The sequence below is a fragment of the Paenibacillus sp. LjRoot153 genome, assembly GCF_964253085.1.
Lineage (GTDB): Bacteria > Bacillota > Bacilli > Paenibacillales > NBRC-103111 > Paenibacillus_E.
On the sequence record NZ_CAXUQH020000001.1, the window covers coordinates 6,073,268 to 6,086,825 of the forward strand.

At 42.8% G+C, this 13,558-nt stretch carries 9 protein-coding genes; all 9 read right to left on the reverse strand.

Going from position 1 to position 13,558, the window contains the following annotated elements:
* Positions 1-249 precede the first annotated feature (249 nt).
* Positions 250-1,197, reverse strand: a complete 948-nt coding sequence (locus tag ACSQ8P_RS26245; protein ID WP_436237881.1) for a glycoside hydrolase family 43 protein — start codon at positions 1,195-1,197, stop codon at positions 250-252.
* Between the two features lie 79 nt (positions 1,198-1,276).
* Positions 1,277-2,881: an ABC transporter substrate-binding protein gene (locus ACSQ8P_RS26250; RefSeq protein ID WP_436237882.1), complete on the reverse strand. Its 1,605-nt coding sequence runs from the start codon at positions 2,879-2,881 to the stop codon at positions 1,277-1,279.
* 71 nt (positions 2,882-2,952) lie between these two features.
* A complete protein-coding gene (locus tag ACSQ8P_RS26255) occupies positions 2,953-3,837 on the reverse strand; it encodes a carbohydrate ABC transporter permease (protein ID WP_436237883.1) in 885 nt (294 codons plus the stop codon).
* Between the two features lie 29 nt (positions 3,838-3,866).
* Complete coding sequence (locus tag ACSQ8P_RS26260) at positions 3,867-4,775, reverse strand: ABC transporter permease (RefSeq protein ID WP_436239609.1); 909 nt, start codon at positions 4,773-4,775, stop codon at positions 3,867-3,869.
* A 194-nt stretch (positions 4,776-4,969) separates the two neighbouring features.
* Positions 4,970-6,745, reverse strand: a complete 1,776-nt coding sequence (locus ACSQ8P_RS26265; RefSeq protein ID WP_436237884.1) for a sensor histidine kinase — start codon at positions 6,743-6,745, stop codon at positions 4,970-4,972.
* On the reverse strand, positions 6,742-8,340 hold the full coding sequence (locus tag ACSQ8P_RS26270) for a response regulator (protein WP_436237885.1): 1,599 nt from the start codon (positions 8,338-8,340) through the stop codon (positions 6,742-6,744). Before ACSQ8P_RS26270 ends, ACSQ8P_RS26265 begins: the two co-directional genes overlap by 4 nt.
* A gap of 138 nt (positions 8,341-8,478) precedes the next feature.
* Positions 8,479-10,839, reverse strand: a complete 2,361-nt coding sequence (locus tag ACSQ8P_RS26275) for a beta-galactosidase (RefSeq protein ID WP_436237886.1) — start codon at positions 10,837-10,839, stop codon at positions 8,479-8,481.
* Between the two features lie 200 nt (positions 10,840-11,039).
* Entirely contained in the window at positions 11,040-11,360 is a 321-nt protein-coding gene (locus ACSQ8P_RS26280; RefSeq protein WP_436237887.1) for a hypothetical protein, read from the reverse strand.
* 92 nt (positions 11,361-11,452) lie between these two features.
* Positions 11,453-13,513, reverse strand: coding sequence for a beta-galactosidase (locus ACSQ8P_RS26285; RefSeq protein WP_436237888.1), 2,061 nt, complete (start codon positions 13,511-13,513; stop codon positions 11,453-11,455).
* Positions 13,514-13,558: the final 45 nt, after the last annotated feature.

Genomic DNA, 13,558 nt, shown 5'->3' on the forward strand with positions numbered 1-13,558 from the left:
TTGAAATAACCAAATGCAAGCCTTTTCATTGTTTTATTTTTATAGAAAAGCTTAACTTATGGCAATATATTTAGTTAATAATTTTACTTAATAATCGGCTTTTCTTTCCGAAAATCCAGTCTCAACAACTCTGAAAAATTCCTCAAGTAGCCTTCGTGCATTTTATCCTAAAACAAAAAAAGGATCACGATAGCCCATTGGGTTCGTGTTCCTTTTTTTTGAATCTATATTTATTTAAGCAATCAGATATTAATGTAGGCTATCATGAAGATAGCTTTTCAATAAGGCATCATATTCGGCCCTCGTCAGATTCAAGATAGATCCGTGCCTTTTCATTGTATTGCCAAGGAAATATTCATCTGAATTCAAAACACGGAAATGACCACTTGATAAATCTTCTGTGACCAAGGGCAGATAACCCTTATGGGTTGCAAATTGATCGACCATCAGACACCACTCGTCCCGGTCATTGAATTTGAATATAATAGGTCCTTCAACCCCGAGCATGCTATCTAAAACGGGAGCTTCTAGATCATGGAACGTTTGGCTTAACAAAGATCGACTTTGCTCAAGAATAATGCACTTCTTCGTTTCGTCTTTAGAAAAGCGATAGTAGCTCTCCCCCTCCTTGATGATTGAAGTATCTATGACATGATTTTCGCGCTCAATATAGAGTCCTGGCTTCGTAAAGCTCTTAAAATCCTTGGTTCTGGAGCTGTAAATGATTTGTTTAGACTCCTCCCCCTCCCTAATCATCATGGATGCCCAGAATATAACATGTTCCTCTAATTCCTCGTCATAAATAGACTCGGGAGCCCATACACACCCCGCATCGGGGAGATCAATATCGAAGCTACTCTCCTTCGACCAATGAACCAAATCTGTCGATTCCCAGATGATGATTGAGCGGCTTCCATTATATTGCGCGACATCCCAGCCTTTATTGTTCGCAATGCGCAAATCTGTTGCAATGATGTAGAACTTTCCATCCAAAGGAGAACGGAGGATAAAAGGGTCACGCACGCCCATTTCCCCGATATTGGATTTCAATACAGGCCTGCCGTTATTTAAGTCTTTCCAGTTCAAGCCGTCTTGGCTTAGTGAGAAATAAACTTGCTCTCCTTCTTCAAACTCACCAGTAAAATAAACAAATAGATAACCTTCATACGGTTGATCTTTCACACAATAAGATGACATGCTTCTTCCTCCTTGTTCATTCTTATAAAATCAGAATACACCCAATCCTTGTAAGAGGATCTGGTGTATTTATCTGATCTTATTTGGCTTTACTTAAAAATTCACCTGTTTGTTTTTCCACTTCTGCCTTTACCTTGTCAATTCCTGCTGCTTTCATTTTATCAGTAAGTGTATTGAATGAATCATCTACACTTTTCACAGCCCCAATATACAATGGATTCGCATATTGTGTTGAAACATTAGCCAGGTTGGCTAATTCTGTTTTCACCTTTTCTGGATTAAAGGAAAAGGAACCGTAAGTGACAGGAATTAAATAATCCTTTACTTTGTTGTAATGTGTAACATAGGAATTTGTCCAGTCACCCATTGGTTTAAACAAATCTTTATTAACGAACCAGAACCCCGCTGCATCGGCCGGATACGTATTCGTTTCGGAAGTCACGCCATCTGGAAGCCCTATTTTACCATCAGTGACTTTATAATTCTTTCCTTCAATACCAAAGTACGTAAGATAAACATAGGCAGGATCTTCCATGATGAGGTCAAGCGCTTGAAGTGCTCTCGCTGAATTCTTCGAACCTGCAGCGATGGCCATTCCGTTATTCAACCAAGAGTTCTGCGGTGCGTGACCTTGATAATTAACAGAGGCAACAACCTCAGTTTCAATTCCTTTCGCTTTACACGCTGTCATTACTGATGCAACGTCAATTGTATTACCCAGAGCCACACCCGATTTACCTTCACAGAAGTTATCTTTTGAACGGATTTTATTGGCATAAGGATTTTTATTTATATAACCTTTATCGTACCAATCTTTCATAATGTTTGCTGCATACTTCTGAGCCGTAAACAAAGGTCCATCTTCAACCATCGAATATACTTTACCTGATTTATCCTCATAATCATAAGCAGTACCTTGTGCCAACGGATCACCAGAATCAAGAGGAGCCCCAGCATATCCTACTTTATCTTGCATCAAGTATTGATATGGGGTAGGTAGGTCAAACTGACTATCCAAATTCAACGGAACCATTTCGGGATAATTCTTTTTAACCGCTTCCATATATGGTCCTATCTCTGAAAAACGTTTGATTTCTGCTAAACCCGCTTTTTCTCTAATATCCTTTCGGATCAGAGCAACGCTTACTTTACGATCAGGTGTTGAAGTCGGAATCATATAGGATTTCCCATTTACCTGTGTTGCTTTCAACGCCGATGGATCTAACTTCGCCGCATGTTTTGGCATATAAGTCTTCAGCATATCTTCCGTGATCGGCAAAAAGGCAGACTTTGTTGATTCTTGCACATAGAAGTTCCAATCTGCTGCAAAAATCATATCCACATCCTCACCAGATGCAAGCACCAATGGGTATTTGGATTTGACATCACTCCAACCGATATATCTAAGATCAATTGTGGCATTAATGTCCTTCTTAAGCTTTTCGTTTAAAGCCTTCAAAACTTCAGGCATTCCTTTAGGTGCATCACCCAATAGATAAGTAACCAATTTAACTTCTTTCGAATTATCAACTTTCGCTGAAGCCGACGCAGCTGGGCTAGCACCGCTTGAAGAGACAGGACTTGGACTAGCCTCGTTCTTGCTGCTTGAACATCCTGCCAGGAGTGTACCTACCGAGAGAACGGTAGCAAGTGTGACAACCATACTTTTTCTAATTTTCCCCAAAAAGACAACCTCCCTATTCTCATCTACCTTGTGGTTTCTATGTGAATCCTTACAGGATTGCATAGCGAGTTTTAGCCTTTGACAGCTCCAATTGTAACACCGCTTACAAAGTACTTCTGAACGAAGGGGAACAGTATGACAATAGGTCCTGTTGCAATAACGGTTAAGGCCAACTTAAATGTCTCTTTGGGCTGATCCAGGTTGGACACGTGCTGCGACATCGAAGAAGATAAGTTAATGGAAGATAGCATTTTATAAAGCAAATACTGGAGTGGAACTAAATTCGCTTTATCAATGAACATAAGTGCCGTCCACCAGTCATTCCAATACCCCAGGGCTGTGAACATGCCAATCGAGGCGAGTGCTGGCTTACAAAGCGGAAGCACCAACTGAACAAAAATTCGAAAGTCTCCAGCACCGTCAATCTTCGCCGACTCAATCAATGCCTCTGGAATAGAGCTACGAATAAAACTTCGCAGAATTAGAATGTATAATACGTTAAATAGCGGGACCAAAATCAGTACTAACATCGTGTTTTTCAAATGCATGTACTTCGTAATCATAATGTAGTACGGCGCAAGTCCACCGTTAAACAACGTCGTAAAGAAAAGAAAGAAGGCAAGTGCGTTACGATATTTGACTTCTTTACGATATAACACATAAGCAGCCATCGAGGACAAGAAAAGCGAGACCACCGTACCAACCACTGTCACGATTAGTGACACACGGTAGGCCGACACAACATCTTGCGGATACCTGAAAATGAATGCGTAAGCATCAAGCGAAAAATCTTTGGGTAGCAGCGAATATCCTGATTTCAGAATGACACTCTCTGATGACATTGAACCTGATAACAAAACAATGAATGGAATGACACATACGAGAGCAATGATCGCAATAGCTATATAAGAAATAGCTCGAAACACCGGTGCTGCATTTAATTTATTCTGTTCCATATTTCTTTCTTCCCTCCATTTCTCTTCTACTAAAAGAGTGCTTGTTCTTTGTCATATCGTCTTACCGCCCAGTTAGCTAAAAGAATAATGACAAGTGTCAAGACCGATTGATAGAATCCGACAGAAGAAGCCATTCCAAAATCTTGTGTGCCTACTAGTGAACGAAATACCAAAGTATCAATAATGTCTGTGGCATCCATAAGTGTTCCATTATTGCCAATCAACTGATAGAACATATCAAACTCTCCACGCATAATGCGACCAAGTCCTAATAATAGCAAGATAATCATCGTCGGTTTCAACAACGGCAGCGTTATTCGAGTAATTCGTTGGAAGCGAGAAGCCCCATCAATTGTAGCTGCTTCATATATTTCCTGATCGATCCCGACTATAGCTGCCAGATAAAGGACACATCCATAACCAACCCATTTCCAAACGTATAAGAATGGAAGCAATACAAACCAGTAGGACGGATTCGCGTAAATATCCAATGCCTCGAAACCAATTTTTTTCAGGAGTACATTCACGATTCCGTATTCGTAGTTTAGAAAATTATATACAAATGCAGATACCGTTACCCATGAAATGAAGTAAGGAAGAAACATGAACGTCTGCGCCAGCCTCTTGAACCATTTGTTATAAATTTCGGATAGAAAGATTGCAGCGGCAATAGAAAATACCGTATACGTCCCCAGAAAAACAAGGTTGTACATGATCGTGTTTTTCGTAACTAGCCAAGCCTTACCTGAAACGAAAAAGTAATGAAAATTGTCTAACCCATTCCATGGACTAAAGAAAATACCTTGACGGTAATTGAAATCTTTAAACGCCATTACAATGCCTGCCATTGGAAAGTAAGCAAAAATTATGAAGTAAATGGCCACAGGGATGAACATGATGTAAAGAACCCCGTGCTTTCTCATCTCTTGCAGAAACATAGCTAATCTTGAAGCCTTTATGCTTTGTCCCTGTGTGTTAATCTGTTGTACTGCAGGTGCCTTTGCACGCAATTCCCTCACCTCGTTGTCTCGTTCTTTATATCTTAATTATAAAGAACGATAAACAAAGCATATACGTGACAAAGTTACGATTACCTTTGAAAAACTGTTATTGAGGATACCTTTAGCTTCCTTTATTCCGGCAATCTCAAGATGGCCATGGTACCGCGACCTACCTCACTCTCGTAATGCAGGCCGTATTTATTTCCATAGGTTAATTGAATTCGTTCAATAATATTCCGTACACCGAATCCGCCAGTTCGTTTGCTTAGTTGACCTACCATAATCTTCTTGATTTGCTCCTCCGTTAAGCCAACACCATCATCCTCTACGATAATGACAATCTCGTTGTCTGACCTTTCCGCTCTTATGGTGATCTTTCCTTGCTCGGAATCCTTCTCCAGAATGCCATGAAGAATAGCATTCTCAACGAGAGGTTGCAAAATAATTTTAGGAACCTCTAGTTCATATAGATCAACTGGCACATCAATGACAAACATGATCTTATTTCCAAAACGCATATTCTGAATATGGACATACGCCTCGACATGCATCACTTCATTCTTTAACGTGACCATTTCTTTCCCATTCGATAAGCTGAGCTTATAAAAAACGGCCAATTCATCCACGACAGTCGAAATGTCTTTGGCACCTGACTCAATGGCCATAATATTGATTAAATCCAGCGTATTGTATAAAAAGTGCGGATTAATTTGCGCCTGAAGCGCCTTTAATTCCTTGTTCTTGACTTCGCGCCCAAGCTTATATGTTTCATCCATTAATTCGGAAACATTTTGTACCATTTTATTGAAATTGTGAGCTAGCTCCCCTATTTCGTCCTCACTGACAGGTAGCGGTGCCACCCCGAAATCGCCGTTTCTCACCTTACGGATATGAACAATTAAATTTCTAATACGTTTGGTAGCTGAGCCCGCAACAAAAAATGATAAGGGTAGCATAAGTGGTATGATCATTAGAAAAATAGAAATTAGTCGATTCCGCGCCTTCGTACTGGAATTCAAAATATCAGAATAAGGAACGAGTATGGCGATCTGAAGATCTGTGGCCGGAATCTCCTTAATACCGAGAAGCAATCGCTTGCCACCTGTCACAAAATTTTCATTCCAATAATCCTTCTTATTCGAAACTATACCGGATTGCCTTATGTGATTTACCACATCATCAATATTCTGAAAATTACTCGAAGAGCTCAGCAAGTCGCCTCTGTCATTGAACAAGAGAGCAGCAGCTGTCGGTGTTATAGAAGCATGGTCCAATACCTCATGAATCGCTTTCTGAGAAATTTCCGCTCGAACGAGGCCATTAAACTGTTGAATATTATGGGAATTCGGGATTTTCCTCAAGATTGAAACCATATCCTTGCCCATACTCTGGCCAAGAGAAGCGGATGGAAGCCAAGTAAATGCGACCTTAGAGGCACTATAAGTTTGATACCATTCAAAGTTTTGCAATTTATCAAGCGGTAAATAATCCGTGTTCTCAGTCGCTTCAGCCAAACCTTCTTTCATGTATATCTGGATCGCACTAATATCCTCGTTATAGCGTGACTGAAGCAAGATTTTGGATAGTTTGTTGGCGTCTGTTCCCCACAAGTTTACATCTTCATATTGTTTAGGTTCTTCAATGACTAAAGATTGCACCTGCTCGTTGAAGGCAATAAAATTCAGCACTTCTGTTATAGACTCAGCCTTGTATTCCAAATACGACTTCGTTTCTTCCAGTACCTTATGAGCTGCGAAGAGCGTTTGTTCTTCCGATTCCTTCGTCGTCATATTCAGATGAATGAATAGAAGCAGCAAGAAGGGCAACGTGATCACACATAGAAAAGCAGCAAACAACTTGTTTCTAATACTCAATTTGGCATATTTACCAAAGTGTATTTTTCTCATTTGCTATGTTTCTCCCGATACTCGGAGGGTGTACACCCGACATATTTTTTGAAAAAGGTTGTGAAATAGTTGGCATCTGTAAATCCGAGGCGAGTCGCTAGATCATACAGTTTAATATCATGCTCTCGAAGCAGCTCCATCGCCTTATCCGCCCTTACTTGCGTAATATATTCCTTAATCGTTTGGCCTTTCTGCTTCTTGAAGTAGGAACATAGATAGGTCTCACTTAGATGAATATGATCCGCAATAGCCTGAATCGTAAAGCCCCTTTCATGAAAGTGGGCATGAATATAACGAATCGCTTCCTTTAACTTACCTGTGCCTCCGTTTATACCATTGGTTTCCTTGTTGAAAGGCTCCAAAAATGAGAGAACATACGACTTAAGAAGGCTCAATGTAGGAATTCTATCTAACTCTTTCCATATATAACGATTCTCCACATCCTCGGTCTGCTCCATGAGCCCTTGAATAGCTGCAATCTCCAGCGTGACAAGCAGCAATTGAAAGTAAGCATCTTTCACCCTAATGATGTCCAGGTCTTTTTTTAGAAAAGCGACTTTCGTCCAATTCTCTATAATACCACTAGCCTCACTCAGCTCGCCCCTTCGCAGGAACTCACGATATTGGCGGAGCTGCTCTCGTTCTGTCTCGAAAGGCTCATTCTGCCCTATGGCATCACCGAATAGGATCGGACTGCCCTCCTTATAAAAATGCATATTCCCCGCTTCAAATGCCGTTTTATAGGAACGATGAATCCCCTCGAGCCCTTTCACAGGCTCACCTACACCTACTTGTAGTTTAATTTGCGGGTCAATCATCGCTCTTAACTCGCTGTACAGCTGTTCCAACACATCCCGGCTATCTCGGTATGCGCTTCCATAAGATTCGGGCAAAATGAGGATGAGCCAATTGATCGCATCGAATCCGCAAAGTCCGCCTAGTGTCATCAGAAGTGGATGTTCATTCAGTTGATGAAGCAGTTTCTCTTGAATGAGACCAGGATCTTCCGGCAGACTTGAGGGTACCCAGTACAAGGAAACAGCCATTACCGTGAAAACACCGTCAATTTGATAGGGTAAGGAATGCTGATAACGAAGTAAATTAACCATTTCTTGTGAAGTTCCTTCGGATATCAGTCTACGGACGATATCTTGTTTGAGAAATGGCAGACTGCGCTCATATCCCGCTTCTAAATGCTTTTCTCTCTTGATCCGATCATCCTCCTCTATTCGCTGTGATACAGCCGCTTCTACAGCACTTCGAACGATTTTCATATTGATAGGCTTTTCTATATAGTCTGCTGCCTTTAATTGAATTGCTGACAAGAGATAGTCTTTATCGGAATACCCACTCAAGAAAATGATTTTGCACAGTGCATCCGTCCATCGAAGACGCTTCGCGAATTCAATTCCATCCATCTTCGGCATCCGAACATCGCAAAGGATAATATCAGGCCGCCACCCGGCACAAATCTGAAGCGCATCTTGGCCATTACGAGCCGTTTGAACTTCCGTAATCCCTATCTCTTCCCAAGCAATATGTTTACGAAGCAGCTCTCTTGTTCTTTCCTCATCATCTACAATCATTAACCTCATACAGATTCCTCCTCGGCGCAAAAAGAAAACAAATAACAGAAAGCAGGCCGCCTACGCGGTCTGCTACAATGTTCACTATCATGTTAGTTATTCATCATTATATACCGTATCTCATGGTAACTGATATTCTAAATTCGATTAGATATCTGCAATTACCTCATATACCGGTACTGCACGAATGGATTGAAGATCAGCAATGAGTTCTGTTGCTTGCTCACTCCAACCAGCCATCGTTGTATTACTGTTTACGAACGATCCCTTTCTGACTGGAGAAATGTAGATGTACATTCCTTTCTCCAGCAAACGTTCTTGGAACTGTTTCAAACCAACCTCCCATGTAACTCCATTTCCGAAGTTGTCATTGATGAGATCACCGTCAATGAAGGCATATCCGATATCACCTGAATAATCCACACGCAACAAGACTTGTTTAACGTTATCGAAAGCATCTTTAGCAAACTGAAGCTCCGCTTTATCCGTATTAACTTGCGAACATGTAAAAGAAATCTCTTTGCGCTCGACCCTCAAATTATAAGTTGTAAATAAGCCATTCTGCTCTTTACCCCTAAGTTCGGCTTTACCTTGCAAGTGGAACTGCTTCAAATCCGGGAAAATAGAAAATGAAATTTCTTCCTCGTTCGTGGACTCAAACTTTAACTGATCATTCATTACAAGCAGATTGGCACGAGTTAGAATGACTCGCTCCAGTCCCTGTATATCAGCCTTCCAGAAATCGAGACTACGCTCATCCGAAAAGGTTATGACATGAACATCGGCTCCTGAATCTGACACCATTTGGAATGCAGCCATATCTGCTGCTACTGGCGTCACAATAGTCAGATCCCCTTGCTGACGAACTGAGCCATGGTCTATCGTTACTTCACCTTGCAAAGTACTTGATCTCAGAGCGAACTCTCCACGCATACCCTCTGGCACAACAAAGAAATAATAGCTTTCGCCTTGAACATCCAGTTTCGTGATTAGTTGAGCGGTAGCATATTGCAAGTGTATACCGCCAAGGTTAAATTGAAAAGGCAGCATACATTGACTGTTCTTACCAATTTGGAGCGCACCATCTGCAGGAAAACGTACCGTTTCTCCTCCCTGCAGTTCGATTTCAATGCTGAAATCTGTCATATCCTTCGTCTCGACATGATCCTGGAAATTATTGATAAACAACAGCCCGGATCCCTCGCTTGCACGAACGGCGTAACGAAGTGCATCGACATCACAAGGATCAATAGCTTCGCTGCCGGGAGGTAGAATAGTCTTCGTACGACAGAGCCAATCTTCAAACTGTGAAAAGAAATAATGCTGTAGTTTGGTTCTCCGATAAGATTCCCTCACCTGACCAAATTCGCCAATCATGGCATTAAAATCATAGGAAATTTTAGGCGTAGCCAAATCATTTAAGTACAAATCTCGCTTACCTTTCGGGTTGGAACCGCCATGGTACATGTAATAACCGATCATGTTGCAGCCTTCTGCGACTTTCATGCTCGTCATAGCGGGAACGCTTTTGTACTCAAAATTAAAGCGGTACCGATAAAATGGCGTCATGCCTCCACCCATTTCGCAGCACATATACGGATAATCTTCGGGCTTGTATAACGGTTCAAAGTTGTAGGTCTTCGGAAGGGTATTGTTGTGCTTGTCCCGGAATATGTACTCGGGTGTAGCCGGATGTTCTTTCACTTCACCAAAGCGGTCATGTTCATAATAAATCCATGGCCAGTAGGCATATCCGCCCCATAACGGCATCATCTCTTCGGTAGGCGTCGTCGCCCCTCCCCATGCCGTACATGTATAAATTGGCGTCTCAATCCCTGCCTCAATGGCCATTTGCTTCAGTTTCAACATGTGGCTATTCCCATCGCTGCCCTTGTTTAACCACATATTACTAATACCTGTTGTCAGCGCCCATTGGGCAGCTGAATGATTGTGCTCATTCTCGATTTGCGTACCGATGATCGGACCACCTTGTTTGTATAGCAAGCCATTGACTTGACGGCTTATCTCCGCGTACAGCACCTTGACATAAGCCAAATACCCCTCGTCATTGGAACGAACTTCAAACGGGCGTCCGAATAACCAATCCGGCATCCCGCCGTTACGAACCTCGCCATGGCAGAACGGACCTATCCGAATAATGACGTATAAATCATGTTTTCCACACAATTCCACAAACTTCCGTACATTCTTGTTGCCTTCCCATTCAAAAACGCCTTGCGTTTCCTCATGCATATTCCAAAACAGGTAGGTCGCGATCACATTGACGCCGCCCATCTTCATTTTAACAATTTCATCTTCCCATAAAGACTCATTATATCTAGAAAAGTGGATTTCACCGCATATGCAAAAAAAAGGTTTGCCGTTACGTTCCATATAGTAATTTGTGAAACTGAGATGCTCACCAGATGGATTCGAACCCCCTTGGCGAATATGTCCAGAGAAAATGTTCTTCTTATCATCACGCGCGTCAATTCGATATTGTATCATGCTGACATCCCCCTAGATCTATTTCCATATAGTATAAATTGAATAAGAAGCCATGTATCGCTGCTAAAGTTACGAAATCCTTTGAAAACTTAAGCTCCCAATTGGCTTACTGTGCCCTTGAACTCCGCAGCATTTCTGCCATCTACCTGCCATCCATAAAAAAGACTGAAGAGTTTTCCTCCAGCCTAATCCTAAGTTATTCAACTATCCAACTCGGTCTTCTGAATCTCTATCGGTTTCTGTAGTCTCCAACGGATAACAAAAACCGGCATCCGCACAATTTCGTCCAACAACATGGCTAGGAAGACCCCGATCATGCCAAAACCCGATACAAATCCTAAGCCATAAGCACCGCCAGCTTGTATGACCCACATACCGAATACGGTCATTACTGCAACGATCCTGCCTTCCCCTATAACATTCAAAGCTGTGGAAGCACAGTAACCAATCGTCCTTAAGGGCCGCCAAATGATAAAAAGGGCCAGAATCGGCAACGAAATCCGTATAACTTCCTTGTCCACTGTAAACAGCGTTCACAGCGAAAACGGTTAGTCCCGCTATAATCACTGCTGAAACGGCTGGATCTCCCATCCGGCTTACCATCAGTGTTTCTTCATTTTGCCTGTCGTTTTAACAGCTCAATCCCATTAACAGCCAACTCGATGGCACCTTCTACAGTTTCATTCCATTCCAAGCGTGAGTAGCTTTCGTTATCAAGGGAAACACTGATTGATTTTCCGCTAAAATTCATAATAAATATATAATCAGTCACACCGTCCGTTCGTACCTGGGCAGTTACACCCTTTGGAAGAACCGTATCCATTGCTCGTACAACTCCGATTTGTTCAATTAGCTTTTTGTAAAATGCATGGAGAAAATTTGACTTCAGCCGCGTCGCCATATGATAGGCTTGACCTTTGCCCAATCGGTTCACCGTAAGAGCTGGTTGACCTGCATAAAAGCTGTCTGTGTAGACACCCAATACTTCAGCGCCCTCCGAATGGATAATTTCACAAATCTCATGCGACTCGAAAGTTCCCGTTAGTCCAAGTGAATTATTAGCCGACATTAATAAGCCATTTCGGTCATGGTCATATAATCCCTCAATTTCCTCGGCCCAAATGCCGAGCGTTTTGCGAAGTGGACCAGGGAAACCACCCAAGTGGCATAAGTCATGCTCGTCAACAACGCCGGACCAGTACGTTGTTACCAGAGTTCCACCTTGCTCAACAAATTTTTCTAGCTTACGACCCGTTTCTTCACGGCAAAGATACAACATAGGCGCAACAACCAGCTTGTATGTAGAAAAATCATCTTCCGAGCCAATGATGTCAATCGGAACGCCTTCCTCCCAGAACGCTCGGTGATGGGCAAGTACGGTTTTCTCATAGTGTATACCCATATTGCGCGGGCCTTGGGCGTCTTTGATCGCCCAGCGGTTATCCCAATCGAACAGAATCGCAGTTTCCACTGGCGTAGTTGTGCCTGCCACCTCTGAGACGTTCAATAAGGTTTGTCCCAGCTCCGAGACATCCTTAAACACGCGCGTATGCTCATGTCCTACATGGTCAACGACCGCACCGTGGAATTTCTCGCTGGAGCCCCGGCTTTTACGCCATTGGAAATATTGCACGGAATCCGATCCATGCGCTACAGCTTGAAGGGATGACAGTTTGTGCATGGCTGGCATCTTCAGCTTGCTAACTGGCTGCCAGTTCGTTAAACTTGGCGTGCTTTCCATGAGTAGGAATGGCTTCTGTTTCAATGAGCGAAACAGATCATGGTAGAAGGCAACGGAAGCTCCCAACTCGCTGTCATCGAGATGTTCATGCCAAGTAGGATAGGCATCCCACGAAACAACGTCCAATATATCGGCAAATTTGCGGTAATCCAAGCCTTCGATCATATGCATGTTGGTCGTAACTGGAAGGTCGGGATTCGCCCCCCTAACCGCATCGATCTCATGCTTGCAAAAATCGACCGTTTGATCCGTAACAAATCGGCGCCAATCCAGGTTATGTCCGTGTACGCCATTCTCACCATGCGGTGCCGGGGATTCGACCTGTTTCCAATCCGTGTAGGTATGCGCCCAGAAGGAGGTCCACCAAGCCGCGTTCAGCGCATCCAACGTACCGTATTTCTTTTGCAGCCATGCACGGAAAGCGTCTTGGCAATACGCACAGTGGCAATCTCCGCCAAATTCGTTGGAAATGTGCCAGCCAATGACCGCCGGATGCCCCCCATAGCGTTCAGCAAGTTTATCATTTATGATCGCTATCTTCTCCCTATACACAGGGCTTGTGTAGCAATGATTGTGCCTACTACCATGCAAATTGCGTACGCGGTTCGCTTCTACTCTTCTAACTTCTGGATAACGTTCCGACATCCAAGCAGGACGCGCACCACTCGGTGTTGCTAGCCAAGCGTAGATACCATTCTCTTCAAATGTATCAAGCAGACTGTCCATCCACTCAAAAGTAAAGGTTCCCTCTGTCGGCTCCAATGCTGCCCAAGCAAAAATGCCAATAGCCATCACATTGCATCCTGCTAGCTTCATTAACCGGATGTCTTCCTCCAAAATCTGTGGATCGTGCAGCCATTGGTCAGGATTATAATCAGCGCCGTGCATCAAGACTGGCAGTTTATGGCTTATAGGCGGAATTTTCCGTGTCATCGTCATTCTCTCCTCATAATATATCGTCGTATTCTCTTATCTATT

What these genes read in the sequence shown, in the direction of transcription:
- ACSQ8P_RS26285 (WP_436237888.1), bottom strand. Translation starts at nt 13,513, where the DNA reads ATGACACGGAAAATTCCGCCTATAAGCCATAAACTGCCAGTCTTGATG.
- ACSQ8P_RS26255 (WP_436237883.1), bottom strand. Translation starts at nt 3,837, where the DNA reads ATGGAACAGAATAAATTAAATGCAGCACCGGTGTTTCGAGCTATTTCT.
- ACSQ8P_RS26270 (WP_436237885.1), bottom strand. Translation starts at nt 8,340, where the DNA reads ATGAGGTTAATGATTGTAGATGATGAGGAAAGAACAAGAGAGCTGCTT.
- ACSQ8P_RS26245 (WP_436237881.1), bottom strand. Translation starts at nt 1,197, where the DNA reads ATGTCATCTTATTGTGTGAAAGATCAACCGTATGAAGGTTATCTATTT.
- ACSQ8P_RS26260 (WP_436239609.1), bottom strand. Translation starts at nt 4,775, where the DNA reads ATGTTTCTGCAAGAGATGAGAAAGCACGGGGTTCTTTACATCATGTTC.
- ACSQ8P_RS26265 (WP_436237884.1), bottom strand. Translation starts at nt 6,745, where the DNA reads ATGAGAAAAATACACTTTGGTAAATATGCCAAATTGAGTATTAGAAAC.
- ACSQ8P_RS26275 (WP_436237886.1), bottom strand. Translation starts at nt 10,839, where the DNA reads ATGATACAATATCGAATTGACGCGCGTGATGATAAGAAGAACATTTTC.